We start from the raw sequence: 12,540 nt of genomic DNA, 5'->3' as shown, positions 1-12,540 counted from the left end.
CTGGGCTTAGCGGTTCGCTCAGTCCGGCGGCGCCTGCCACTGCTGGATGTCGAACACCTGCCCGCCAGGTGGCACGTCGTCCGGATCGTGTGTGACCAGCACGGTCGGGATGCGCTGGAGCTGGATCTGCTCGAACACGAAGCCGCGGAACTGCGCGCGCAGCGCCGCGTCCAGCCGCGAGAAGGGCTCGTCCAGCAGCAGCGCGCAGGGCTCGGCCAGCAGCGCACGCATCAGGCTCACACGCGCGCGCTGCCCGCCCGAGAGCGTCGCGGGGTCGCGGTCGTGAAAACCCTCCAGACCGATATCGCGCAGCGTCTGCGCCACCCGCTCGCGCCGGGCGGCGGCGCCGCGCACCGCGGCCGGCAAGGCGAACGCCAGGTTCTGCCCCACACTGAGGTGGGGAAACAGCAGGTCGTCCTGGAACAGGATGCCGATGCCGCGCGCCTCCACCGGCCAGGCGTCACGCCGCTGGCCGTCCAGCCACAGTTCGCCCTGGGCCTGGAACGCCGGGTCCAGATCGCCCACCAGCCAGTTGAGCAGGGTCGACTTGCCCGAGCCCGACGCGCCGGTGAGTGTGACGATGCAGCCCTGCCCGACCTGCAGGTCCAGGCCCGCGATGAGCTCATGGCCGTCCTTGACGATGGTCAGATTTCGAACCTCAAGCATTTCAGCGCAACCCTCGACGGTGTCGACCCGCCCATTGAGACAGCAGCGCTGCCAGACCGAAGCCCAGCAGCGGCAGCACGATTTGCAGCAACGCCTGCGCGGCCAGCACGCGGCGATTGCCGCCGGCGCTCAGCGCCACCGCTTCGGTGGTCACCGTGGCAAAGCGCCCGCCGCCAGCGAACAGCGTCGGCAGGTACTGCGCCACGCTGACCGAAAAACCGACCGCGAGCGCGGCCAGGATGGGTTTGAGCAGCATCGGCCACTTGACGTGCAGACAGGCGCCCAGGGGCGACTGGCCCAGCGCCCGCGCGGTGGTCATCAGCCGCCGGTCGAATGCGCGGTAGGGCCCGATCAGGGTGAGCACCATGTAGGGCAGCACCCACAGCAGGTGGCTCCACAACAGGCCGCCTGCGGTGCCGTCGGCCGGCAGCCGCAGCAGCGCCGCGTACTGCGCCGCCACCAGGGGCAGCGAGGGAATGATCAGGGGCAGATACAGCACGGCGTTGTAGCGCTGCGGCCCCCACTCCAGCCAGACCAGCGCGGCCGGCAGGCACAGCAGTGTGGCCGCCGCCGCCAGCCACAGGGTGGTGCCGAACGGCGCCCAGTCGGCCTGCATCCAGGTCTGCAGCGACAGCGCATCGGGCCACAGCGCGGGGAAGAACCAGGTGTCCGCCAGCGACCACAGCAGCAGCACCGCCACCACCGCATAGCCCACCAGAAACAGCGGCTGGTGCAGCCCCCAGCGGGACGGGTTGCTTGCAGGCCGGCGCACACCCGCAGGATAGGCCGCGCGCCGAACCAGCCCATGCCATATCCAACGGGCGCCCACCGCGATCAGCAGAAACAGCCCCAGCAGCAGCAGCGCCGCCGCCGCCCCCTGGGCTTGCAGGGCGGGGTCGGGGTCGGTCAGCCATTGCCAAACCAGCACCGCCAGCGTGGGCGGCGTGCTCGGCCCCAGCACCACGGCCATGTCCACCACCGACAGGCCGTAGGCCAGCACCGCCGCCAGCGGCCAGCCCAGGCGCGGCAGCAGCTGGGGCCACAGCACGTGCCGCCAGGTCTGGGCGCGGTTGTAGCCCAGCGACCGCACCACCACCATGTGGCGATGCACGGTCTGCTCGCCCAGCACCGCCACCAGCACCCAGAGCAGGAACCAGCTCTCCTTGAGTCCCAGCGCCAGGGCCAGGCTCAGGCCGAGCGGGTCCTGCACCGTCGTCCAAGCCGGCGGATCGATCCAGCCCGCCAGCGGTGCCACCGCACGCGCCAGCCAGCCTGAGGGCGAGATCAGGAACAAAAGGCCGACGGCAAAGGCCGCGTGCGGCACCGACAGCATCAGCGGCAATCGTCGCTGCATCGCCAGCCAGCGCGGCCCCGGGTACAGCGCAGTCGCCAGCCCGGCCGCCAGGGCCATGCCCAGCACGCTGCCCAGCCCGGCCGACACCAGGGTGGTGCGCAGGGCCTGAGGCCATTGGACGTCGGACCACAGTGCCCGCCAGACCGACAGGTCCAGCGAGGGCGCCAGCGCCCAGTACAGGCCGGGCAGCACCGGCCCGAGGATCGCCAGCGCCGGCAGGGCCGCCAGCCAGGCCCGCGCCTGGCGCCAGCGGAATCCCGATGGCGCGGAGGGTGAGCCGCGCCGACTCAGCGGGTCCCGTAGCGCTTGAGCCACTCGCTCTCCAGCGCCTCCACCCAGCTGGCATGGGGCTCGGCCAGCGTGGGCACGGCCTCGGCCAGCGCGCCCGGCGCCGTCTTGCGCATGGCGGTCTGAATCGACGCCGGCAGCTTGTTCACATCCAGCACGCTGCCGTCGCCCCATACCGTGATGTCGGCCTTGCGCGCCTGGGCCTCGGGCGACAGCAGGAAGTTGGCCACCACCTGGGCCCCGGCGCGGGCCTTGGCATTGACGGGAATGGCCACGAAGTGCACGTTGCCGATGGTGCCGCCGGCGAAGCCGAAGCTGTAGGCCGTGGCAGGCAACTGGCGCGAGCTGATCAGGTTCGCGGCCTCATTCGGGTTGAAGGTGAGCGAGAGCCGGAGTTCGCCATCGGCCAACATGCGGTGCATCTCGGCGGCGCTGGCCGGGAAGGTCTTGCCACTGCGCCAGAGAGCCGGGTGCAGCTGGTCCAGGTAGGCCCACAGCTGCGCGGTGGCGGCGCCGAAGCTGGCGGGGCTCACCGGTGACTGCAGCACCTTGCGGTCAGGTGCCAACTCGATCAGCACCTGTTTGAGAAAGGTGGTGCCGTGGAAGTCTGGTGGTTTCGGGTAGCTCACACGCCCGGGGTTGGCTTTGGCGAAGCTCAGCAACTCGGCCGCGGAGCGCGGCGGCGTGGGGGTGCGGGCCTTGTCGGCGATGAAGGTCAGCTGGGCCGTGCCCCACGGCGCCTCGTAACCCTCCGTCGGCACCGAAAAATCGCTGCGCACCGGCTTGTTCAGGTCCACCGCGCCCCAGTTGGGAAGGGACTCGGCCCAGGGACCGAACAGCAGACCGCCCTGCTTGAGGTTGCGGAAGTTCTCGCCGTTGATCCACACAAGGTCGACCGAGCCGTCGGTGCGCCGGCCGGCCGCCACCTCGGTCTGCACCCGCTTGACCACCTCGGCTGCGTCGGTCACCTTGACGTGCCGCAGCTCCACCCCATAGCGGCCCTTGACCTCCTGCGCCACCCAGGCGATATAGGCATTGATGGCTTCGCCGCCGCCCCAGGCGTTGAAGTACACCGACTGGCCTTTGGCCTCGGCTTCGGTCTTGGCCCAGTCGGCGTGGGCAGCGAACGGGACACACAGGCTCAGGGTCAGTGCGGTCAGCGAGAACCATTTCATGCGCGAACTCTCGATAAAACAGTAAATGGAAGGCCAGCAGTCGGGCGGGAGGCCGAAAACTTACAGCCGACACCGACTGTACGGCCTGACCCGGCCAACCGAGCACCCTGTGCCAGGAGGGTTGTGCGTCGATCGGCCGAGAGGCACCCACAAAAAAGCCGCCCGAAGGCGGCTCTTTTGAGGCTTGTCCGCAGATCAGCGGATCACGGCCAGTTCCGAGCGCTTGCCACCCTTGTAGGTGTACAGCGTCAGGGCACCGTTCTTGATGTCGCCCTTCTCGTCGAAAGCGATCTGACCCGTCACGCCCTTGTAGTTGGTTTCCTTCAGCTTCGGCAGGTACTTGGCCGGGTCGGAAGAATCGGCAGCCTTCATGGCTTCGACCATCACCTTGACGGAGTCGTACACGTACGGTGCGTACACCTGGACGTCGGCGTTGAACTTGGCCTTGAAGTCGGCCTTGAACTTCTCCATACCCGCCTTGGCTTCACCTTCCACGCCACCGGCTTCCGCGCAGTAGACCTGCTCGTCGGACATGCCGTCACCAGCCAGATCGACCAGGCCGGAAGAGCAGATGCCGTCGCCGCCCATGAACTTGGCCTTGATGCCGAGCTGCTTCATCTGCTTGAGCATCGGGCCAGCCACGGCGTCCATGCCGCCGAAGAACACGATGTCCGGCTTCTTGGCCTTCAGCGTGGTCAGGATGGCGTTGAAGTCGGTGGCCTTGTCGTTGGTGAATTCACGACCCACGACCTTGCCGCCAGCGGCTGTCACACCCTTCTCGAACTCGTCGGCCACACCCTGGCCGTAGGCGGTGCGGTCGTCGATGACTGCAATGCTCTTGCCCTTGAGGGATTCCACAGCGTACTTGCCCAGCGTGCCACCCAGGTGCACGTCGTCGGCCACCACGCGGAACGCACCTGCGTAGCCCTGGCGGGTGTACTTGGGGTTGGTGGCGGAGGGAGAGATCTGGGGAATGCCAGCGTCGTTGTAGATCTGGGACGCGGGGATGGTGGTGCCCGAGTTCAGGTGACCGATCACGCCGTTGACCTTGGCGTCCACCAGCTTCTGAGCGGCGGCCGTGCCCTGCTTCGGATCACCAGCGTCGTCTTCGGCCAGCAGCTCGAACTTGGCAGGCTTGCCACCGATGGTCAGACCAGCGGCGTTCAACTCTTCGATGGCCATGCGTGCGCCATTTTCGTTGTCCTTGCCGAGGTGGGCGATGGCACCGCTGGTGGGACCGACGTGACCGATCTTGATGACGCCGTCATCTGCTGCGGGCGCAGGAGCGGCAGCAGGTGCCGGGGCAGCAGCAGGAGCGGCGGCCGGAGCTGCCTCTTCTTTTTTGCCGCAGGCGGCCAGAACGACGGCTGCGGAAATGACGGCCAGTTTCAGGTTCAGTTGCATAGGTATCCTCGGAAAGGAATGAATTTTGGAATGCGGAGGGAACTTTTCTCCACATCCATAAAGATACTCCAAATCGTTGCGCAGAGGACGCTGCATCAGGGCTTGCACAAATCGCTTCAAGGGTTTGCCCCAGTGAGCATCATTCCAACGCATGCACCATAAGCACACCGCATGCAAGGCAAACGACCATCCATCACGCCACGGACCCGGACAGGTCGTGGGCCGTGGGCTCAACGCCCGCCTGGCGGTAGAGCCGCCACCGCTCCCGACCTTTCTCCCTGCCTCCTGGTTCCGAGCCCACCACCTCGATGATCCGCGGCACAACACCCACACCGCAGAGGGCCTGATCCGACAGATTGACCAGCACATCCACCGGCCCCCACTCGGGCTCATGCTCGCCCAGCACGATGGGCGAACGGCGGCGGACGTGCTCTGCAGATCCGCTTCTTGCATGCGGCACAAACTCACCCTGCGCCATGAGCCAGAGAGCCCTGTCGAGCGGGTCGATGGACGACGCGCCGCCGAGCACGTACACGCGGGAGCCCTTGAGGTAGGCCTTGCGCAGCAGCCTGCAGAGGTAGACCGTCCGGTCTCCGACGTTCAGGTGAAACGCGACCTCGGTCATGCCTTGCGGGATGTCCTGCCGCCTGAGCGCGACTTCTTGGGCGCTCCGGTCTCGCCCTGGAGATCGCTGAGGTACTGCAGCAACAAGGGAACCGGTCGCCCCGTCGCACCTTTGCTGGTGCCGCTCTTCCAGGCCGTCCCTGCGATGTCAAGGTGCGCCCAGGGCATTTCCGCCACGAACTTCTGCAGGAACTTGGCCGCAGTGATCGCACCACCCGCCCGTCCGGCCACATTGCCCATGTCCGCGAAGTTCGACTTGAGGCCTTCGGCGTATTCGTCGTCCAGCGGGAGCCGCCAGCAGAGATCCATTGACCGATCTCCCGCCGCGAGCAGTGCGTCGGCCAGGTCGCTCCGGTTGGCGAACATGCCAGACCGGACCGCCCCGAGAGCGATCACGCAGGCACCCGTGAGCGTGGCAATGTCGATCACGCAACGCGGTTTGAACCGCGCGGCGTAGGTCAGTGCATCGCAAAGAATGAGCCGGCCTTCCGCGTCGGTGTTGAGGATCTCGATGCTCTGTCCGCTCATGCTGGTGACCACGTCCCCGGGTTTGACCGCGCTGCCGTCCGGCATGTTCTCGCAGCTCGGAATGATGCCCACCACGTTGACCTCGGGCTGCAGCTCGGCCAGCCCGGCGAAGGTGCCCAGCACGCTCGCAGCCCCACCCATGTCGAATTTCATCTCGTCCATCTCGGCCGCAGGCTTGATCGAGATGCCGCCGGTATCGAAGGTAATGCCCTTGCCCACCAGCACCACCGGCGCACTGCCTTTGGACCCGCCCTGGTAGTGCATGACGATGAACCGCAGCGGCTGGGACGAGCCCTGCGCCACCGCCATGAAGGCGCCCATGCCCAGAGCCGCCACTTCCTTGGGCCCGAGCACCTCGGTCCTGATGCGGGGCTTGCGCCCGAGCTTGCGCGCGGCCTCGGCCAGGTGGCTGGGCGTGGCGTGGTTCGCGGGCCGGTTGGCCCACTCCTTGGCCAGCTCGATCCCGGCGACCTGGGCCAGACCGAAACGGAAGGCAGGACGCGCCACGGCGACGTCGCTCACACCGACGATCACCTGCCGGATCGCGCGAGCGGTGGCAGAAGGCTTGGTGGTCACATAGGCGTAGGTGCTGTCCGCCACCGCCACCATGGCGCTGTGCACCGTGGGCTGGTCGCTCGCCATCCCGCTGAGCAGCACAGCCACTTTCTTCACACTGGACGACTTCAGGCCCGACATCGCCGCCGTGACCGCCTTGCGGACCGCAGCGGGCGAACAGTCGCCAGTGCGTGCCAGCACCACCCTGACCGGTTTGAGCCCCTGGGGCCGGTAGACCGACAGGCACTTGCCCACGCCGGTTTCAAGATCTCCCCTGCGGGAGGCGTCCCGCACCAGCTCGCTCAAGGCGTCGGCGCCGTCCATACCCTGGGTGTCGTCGGGCACCAGCACCACCAGTGCGTCCACCGCGAGCTGGCTTGCCTGAACCGGGGAAAGGGCTTTGAGTTCGAAGTCCATAATCGTGTCTTTCCTGTTTGATTCGATGTTATTCCATTCATCCATCCGCACCGAACTGGCACGCAGTTTCGGCGCCACCCTGGTGGTGCTCTTCACCATCGTGCTGACGGTGCTGCTGATCCGCACGCTGGGACTGGCCTCGCGCGGCAGCGTGAACCCGGAAGAGGTCATGCTGGTGCTGGGCTACACAGTGCTGGGCTACACGCAGACCATCCTGACGCTGGCCCTGTTCATCGCGATTGTCTCCACGCTCTCCCGCATGTACCGCGAGAGCGAGATGATCATCTGGTTCTCCAGCGGGCGCTCGCTGGGGGGATTTCTCAGTCCGGTGATGAGGTTCGCCTGGCCGGTGCTGCTGGTGATCGTTCTGATGGTGCTGTTCGTCTGGCCCTGGGCCAACCAGCAGACCGCCGAACTGCGCAACCGGTTCGAAAACCGCGGCGACCTCCAGCGCATCGCCCCGGGTCAGTTCCAGGAGTCGTCCAGCGGCCGGCGGGTGTTCTTCATCGACAAGGACACGGCCGACGGCACCGAAGGGCGCAACGTGTTCATCTCCAGCATCGAGAAGAACGGCAACGAGACCGTCACCTCGGCGGTGTCCGGCCGCATCGAGTGGCAGGGTGACCGCCAGTTCCTGATGCTCAACAACGGCCAGCGTCTCGAAAGCGACCCGAAGACCGGCCGCATCAAGGTCAGCCAGTTCGAGCAGTACGGGGCACAGATCGGCGCCTCGTCCTCCTACATCCGCGGCGGCCAGGCGCTCAAGGCGCGCAGCACCCTCGCGCTCATCCAGGACCCCACGCCCGCGCACATGGGTGAACTGGGTTGGCGCATCGGCGTGGCACTGACCGCCTTCAATCTGGTCTTGCTGGGCGTCGCGACCACGGTCAGCAACCCCCGTGCCGGCCGCAGCGGCAACCTGCTGTTCACGCTCTTTGCCTTCATCGTGTACTTCAACCTGCTCAACGTCGGTCAGCGCTGGGTCACCGCCGGACAGGTCAGCTGGCTGACGCTGACCGTCCTGCTGCACGGCTCGGTGTTCCTGTTCAGTGCCCTGTGGCTGGCCAAGCGCCACCACAACATCCACTGGCGCACCTGGTTCAGCCAGATCGCACGTGGCGGCGCCGCGGGGGCATCCGCATGAAAACGATCCGCCGACTGATCTACGGCGAGGTCCTGATCGCCACCGGCTACGTGCTGCTGGCCTTCCTGTCGCTGTTCTTCTTCTTCGATTTCGTCGAGGAGCTGGCGGCGATCGGCCAGCCGTCCCGCCTGGACCCCAAGGTCACCTACGAGCTGACGCACGCCATGCTGTATGTGGCGCTGCTGATGCCCAGCCGCATCTACGAGCTGCTCCCGATATCGGTGCTCATCGGCTCGGTGGCGGTGCTGGCCCGACTGGCCCAGAGTTCCGAATACACCATCCTGCGCACCAGCGGCCTGGGACCCTGGAAGGCCTTGCGCACACTGCTGGGCCTGGGCCTGCTGTTTGTTGCACTCACCTTCGCGGTCGGAGACTATGTCGCCCCGATTGCCGACAAGACCGCGCAACTGCTCAAGGCCCGGTACCAAGGCAAGCTGAGCCTGGGCCAGACCGGCGCCTGGCTCAAGGAGCGGCAGGCGCACAGCAACTTCTCGGTCAACGTAGGCTCGCTCTCTCCCTCCGGTGAGCTGGGTGAGGTCCGCATCTTCGAGTTCGACAACCAGGGCCTGCTGGTGTCCACGGTGCAGGCCGAGCAGGGCCGGATCGAAGGCCACGGTTCCTGGACGCTGCACGAGGTGGTGCGCAGGGAATTTGACGTGGCAGGCCAGCAGTCGGCCCGGATCGTGCGCAGCCAGCACGAGTCGTTCTCGTGGCCCAGCACGATTTCTGCGGAGATGGTGTCGGTGGCGCTGCTCAAGCCGGACCGCATGCGCACGACCGATCTCTATGCCTATGTCCAGCACCTGGAGGCCAACGGCCAGACCGCGCAACGCTACGAGATCGAGTTCTGGCGCAAGGTGTTCTACCCCCTGTCCTGTCTGGTGATGGTGGTGCTGTCCCTGCCGTTCGCCTACCTGCATTTCCGCAGCGGCGGCATCACCGGCTACGTGTTCGGCGGCGTGATGATCGGCATCAGCTTCTTCCTGCTGAACAACGTCTTCGGCTACATCGGCAATCTCAACCACTGGCGCCCCTGGCTGGCGGCGGCGTCTCCCGCCATCATCTATTCGTTCCTGTCGCTGGGCGCGTTTGGCTGGCTGGTGCTCAGGAGGTAGCCATGCTGGGCGTCATCGTTTTTGCGCATGGGTCCCGCGACCCGCTGTGGCGGGCGCCGGTCGAGTCGGTGGCGCGGCAGATCCGTGTCGCCGATCCGGCGGTGCGGGTGGCCTGTGCCTATCTGGAGCTGAGCGAGCCCGACCTCCCCACCGCTGCCGCGCAGCTGGTGAGCCAGGGGGTGTCCCGCATCCGGGTACTGCCCCTGTTCTTCGGCATGGGCAAACACGCCCGCGAAGACCTGCCGGTGCTGGTGGATCAGCTGGCACGCGCCCATCCCGACGTTCGCTTCGAGCGCCTCGCCGCCGCCGGCGAAGATCCCCGCCTGACCGCCCTGCTCGCACAGATTGCGCTGGAACCTGCCCGATGAACCTGCACCAGTTCCGCTTCGTCCAGGAGGCGGTGCGCCGCAACCTGAACCTGACCGAAGCCGCCAAGGCGCTGCACACCTCGCAGCCCGGCGTGTCCAAGGCCATCATCGAGCTCGAAGAGGAGCTGGGCATCGAGATCTTTGCCCGCCACGGCAAGCGCATCAAGCGCATCACCGAACCCGGCGTGCAGGTGCTCAAGAGCATCGAGGTGATCCTGCGCGAGGTCAACAACCTCAAGCGCATCGGCGAACAGTACGCAGCGCAGGACAGCGGCACGCTGTCCATCGCGACCACCCACACCCAGGCGCGCTACGTGCTGCCCGGACCGGTAGCCAAGCTGCGCCAAGCCTATCCCAAGGTGGCGGTCAGCCTGCACCAGGGCTCGCCCGACCAGGTCGCCAAGATGCTGATCGAGGAGGTGGCCGAGATCGGCGTCGCCACCGAGTCGCTGACCAACTACCCCGATCTGGTCACCCTGCCCTGCTACGAATGGCAGCACGTGCTGGTGTTTCCCTACGACCATCCTCTGGTGGCGCAGGAGCGCATCACGCTGGAAGACCTGGCCCATGTGCCGCTGATCACCTACCACCCGAGCTTCACCGGCCGCACCCGCATCGACCAGGCCTTCGCGCTGCGGCACCTGCGGCCCAACATCGTGCTCGAAGCCATCGATTCAGACGTGATCAAGACCTACGTGAAGCTGGGCATGGGCGTGGGCATCGTAGCCGAGATGGCGATGCAGGGTGACAACGCGACCCCCGACCTCGTGGCCCGCCCCGGCGCGCAGCTGTTCGGCCACAACCTGGCCCGCGTGGCGTTCAAACGCGGCAGCTACCTGCGCCAGTTCGTGCTGCGCTTTGCCGAGCTGCTCAGCGACCGGCTCTCGCGCGACCTGATCCTGCGCGCCATGGCCGGCAACTCCGACGAATACGACATCTGAAGCCATGGACACCGCCACCGCCCCCCGCACGCCGCCGCTGACCTCCCGCCTGCCCGCCGTCGGCACCACCATCTTCACCGTCATGTCGGCGCTCGCCGCCGAGGTCGGGGCCGTCAACCTGGGCCAAGGTTTCCCTGACTTCGACTGCGACCCGGAACTGGTCAACGCCGTAACCCTGGCCATGCAGGCCGGCCACAACCAGTACCCACCCATGCCCGGCGTACCCGCGCTGCGCCAAGCCATGGCGGCAAAGATGGAAGCGCTGTACGGCCTGCGCTGCGACCCGAACACCGAGATCACCGTCACCGCTGGCGCGACGCAGGCCATCCTGACCACCATCCTCGCGGTGGTGCACCCGGGCGACGAAGTCATCGTGCTGGAGCCCTGCTACGACAGCTACGTGCCCAACATTGAGCTGGCCGGTGGCAAGGTCGTTCGGGTGCCACTGGTGCCGGGCACGTTCCGGCCCGACTTCGATGCCATCGCCGCCGCCATCACGCCACGCACCCGTGCGCTCATGATCAACAGCCCGCACAACCCCAGCGGCCAAGTCTGGAGCGCCGAGGACATGCGCCGACTCGACGAACTGTTGGCCCCCACCGACGTGCTGCTGATCAGCGACGAGGTCTACGAGCACATGGTCTACGACGGCCAGCAGCACCAGAGCGCTGCACGCTTCCCCGGCCTGGCGGCGCGCGCCTTCATCATCAGCAGCTTCGGCAAGACCTACCACGTCACCGGCTGGAAGGTCGGTACGGTGATCGCACCTGCGCCGCTGACGGCCGAGTTCCGCAAGGTGCACCAGTTCAACGTGTTCACCGTGAACACGCCCATGCAGCACGCGCTGGCCGCCTACATGGCCGACCCGGCGCCCTACCTGCAATTGAGCGATTTCTACCAGCGCAAGCGCGACCTGTTCCGGGAAGGTCTTGCACAAACGCGCTTTCGCCTGCTGCCCGGCCAGGGCACCTACTTCCAGTGCGTGGGCATTGAGAACCTGGCGGTGGCGGAACGCGACCTGCCCGAAGGCGAGTTCTGCCAGTGGCTCACGCGCGAGATCGGCGTGGCGGCGATTCCTCTTTCGGCGTTCTACGGCAACGGCTTCGACCAGAAGGTGGTGCGCTTCTGTTTCGCCAAAAAGGACGACACCTTGAAGGCTGCACTGGAGCGGCTGGCCCGCCTCTGACGCAGCGCGTCAGCAGCGGATCGGGTTGCGGCAGAAGCGCTCCAGTTCCCTCACGGTGCTGCGCCCGGCCACCGGCTGGCGCGCCTTGGGCCCGACGTCCAGGCTCAGCTTCATCTCGTACTTGCGAAAGAACTCGTCAAAGAGTTCACCACCCAGGGTGCCGGTCGCGGTCAGGGTGTCTGTGCGCGCATCGTGCTCCAGCAGCACGGCGCACAGCGGTTGTTCCGCCGGCCCGCCCAGCACCTGGGCACCGCGCGCCGGGTCGTATTGGCTGTGGTCGGCGCAGCAGTGGATCAGGTCGTTGCCGTGACTGGGCGTCTTCGGATTGAGCACCGGTCCCTTGCGGAAGCTGATGAAACTCAGGTCCTTGGTGGGATAAACCAGCTGGTGGGCGCAAATGGCGCTGAACGCCACCAGGCTGCGGCGCGGCCCCACGCCACCGGGCCACTGGTAGTCCTGCTGGCCCTTGGTCTTGAGGGACAGTGGCATGGCGGCCTTGCCCAGGTCCAGCAGGAACACCGGCGTGGCCTCGAACGGGTAGTGGAACACGTAGTTCGTCTGCAGCTTCAGCTGCGAGGCTTTCACCGGATCACCCAGCTCGTCGACGAGCAACGCCGGGGCGTAGCGGCGCGGCGTGGCCTGTGCCGCCCAGCTGGCCGCCCCGAGTGTCGTGGCCAGCGCACCCGCGCCCAGCGCACACCCTTCCACGAAGTCACGCCGATCCATGGACACCTCCATGCAAAGAAGGCGTCAGTGAAGCGCAGGCCGGACGCCG

General features: G+C 66.8%; 12 protein-coding genes. 5 read left to right on the top strand and 7 right to left on the bottom strand.

Annotated elements, in window-relative coordinates:
• Nucleotides 1-18: 18 nt before the first annotated feature.
• The 6 genes from DD542_RS12940 to DD542_RS12915 all read right to left on the bottom strand — a co-directional run bounded on the left by DD542_RS12940 (nucleotide 19) and on the right by DD542_RS12915 (nucleotide 7,011).
• Nucleotides 19-666 (bottom strand): ATP-binding cassette domain-containing protein, encoded by a 648-nt coding sequence (locus tag DD542_RS12940; RefSeq protein ID WP_066151095.1) that lies wholly within the window; start codon nucleotides 664-666, stop codon nucleotides 19-21.
• Nucleotide 667: 1 nt separating this feature from the next.
• Entirely contained in the window at nucleotides 668-2,335 is a 1,668-nt protein-coding gene (locus DD542_RS12935; protein WP_127805947.1) for an ABC transporter permease, read from the bottom strand.
• Entirely contained in the window at nucleotides 2,308-3,483 is a 1,176-nt protein-coding gene (locus DD542_RS12930) for an ABC transporter substrate-binding protein (protein WP_079365781.1), read from the bottom strand. Before DD542_RS12930 ends, DD542_RS12935 begins: the two co-directional genes overlap by 28 nt.
• 195 nt (nucleotides 3,484-3,678) lie before the next feature.
• Entirely contained in the window at nucleotides 3,679-4,887 is a 1,209-nt protein-coding gene (locus tag DD542_RS12925) for a branched-chain amino acid ABC transporter substrate-binding protein (RefSeq protein ID WP_066151105.1), read from the bottom strand.
• 193 nt (nucleotides 4,888-5,080) lie between these two features.
• A complete protein-coding gene (locus DD542_RS12920; protein WP_079365780.1) occupies nucleotides 5,081-5,512 on the bottom strand; it encodes a DNA polymerase III subunit chi in 432 nt (143 codons plus the stop codon).
• A complete protein-coding gene (locus DD542_RS12915; RefSeq protein WP_127805946.1) occupies nucleotides 5,509-7,011 on the bottom strand; it encodes a leucyl aminopeptidase in 1,503 nt (500 codons plus the stop codon). The genes DD542_RS12920 and DD542_RS12915 overlap by 4 nt, the downstream gene beginning before the upstream one ends.
• A gap of 25 nt (nucleotides 7,012-7,036) precedes the next feature.
• Here DD542_RS12915 and lptF point away from each other — a divergent pair, with 25 nt between their 5' ends.
• From lptF to DD542_RS12890, 5 genes are read left to right on the top strand one after another with little or no spacing between them, the layout of a single operon-like run.
• The gene (gene lptF / locus DD542_RS12910; protein WP_066151778.1) at nucleotides 7,037-8,155 is read left to right on the top strand and encodes an LPS export ABC transporter permease LptF; all 1,119 of its coding nucleotides are present in this window, start codon (nucleotides 7,037-7,039) and stop codon (nucleotides 8,153-8,155) included.
• The gene (gene lptG, locus DD542_RS12905; RefSeq protein WP_127805945.1) at nucleotides 8,152-9,270 is read left to right on the top strand and encodes an LPS export ABC transporter permease LptG; all 1,119 of its coding nucleotides are present in this window, start codon (nucleotides 8,152-8,154) and stop codon (nucleotides 9,268-9,270) included. The genes lptF and lptG overlap by 4 nt, the downstream gene beginning before the upstream one ends.
• A 2-nt stretch (nucleotides 9,271-9,272) precedes the next feature.
• Complete coding sequence (locus DD542_RS12900) at nucleotides 9,273-9,638, top strand: CbiX/SirB N-terminal domain-containing protein (RefSeq protein WP_127805944.1); 366 nt, start codon at nucleotides 9,273-9,275, stop codon at nucleotides 9,636-9,638.
• Nucleotides 9,635-10,579: a CysB family HTH-type transcriptional regulator gene (locus DD542_RS12895; RefSeq protein WP_066151121.1), complete on the top strand. Its 945-nt coding sequence runs from the start codon at nucleotides 9,635-9,637 to the stop codon at nucleotides 10,577-10,579. The genes DD542_RS12900 and DD542_RS12895 overlap by 4 nt, the downstream gene beginning before the upstream one ends.
• Before the next feature lie 4 nt (nucleotides 10,580-10,583).
• Entirely contained in the window at nucleotides 10,584-11,765 is a 1,182-nt protein-coding gene (locus DD542_RS12890) for a pyridoxal phosphate-dependent aminotransferase (RefSeq protein ID WP_127805943.1), read from the top strand.
• 9 nt (nucleotides 11,766-11,774) lie between these two features.
• Here the strand turns inward: DD542_RS12890 and DD542_RS12885 are convergent, their stop codons facing one another.
• Nucleotides 11,775-12,491, bottom strand: a complete 717-nt coding sequence (locus DD542_RS12885; protein WP_127805942.1) for a twin-arginine translocation signal domain-containing protein — start codon at nucleotides 12,489-12,491, stop codon at nucleotides 11,775-11,777.
• Nucleotides 12,492-12,540: the final 49 nt, after the last annotated feature.

Origin of the sequence: Hydrogenophaga sp. NH-16, from assembly GCF_004006415.1 — a bacterium.
Lineage (GTDB): Bacteria > Pseudomonadota > Gammaproteobacteria > Burkholderiales > Burkholderiaceae_C > Hydrogenophaga > Hydrogenophaga pseudoflava.
This window is presented reverse-complemented; position numbering and strand designations above follow the sequence as displayed.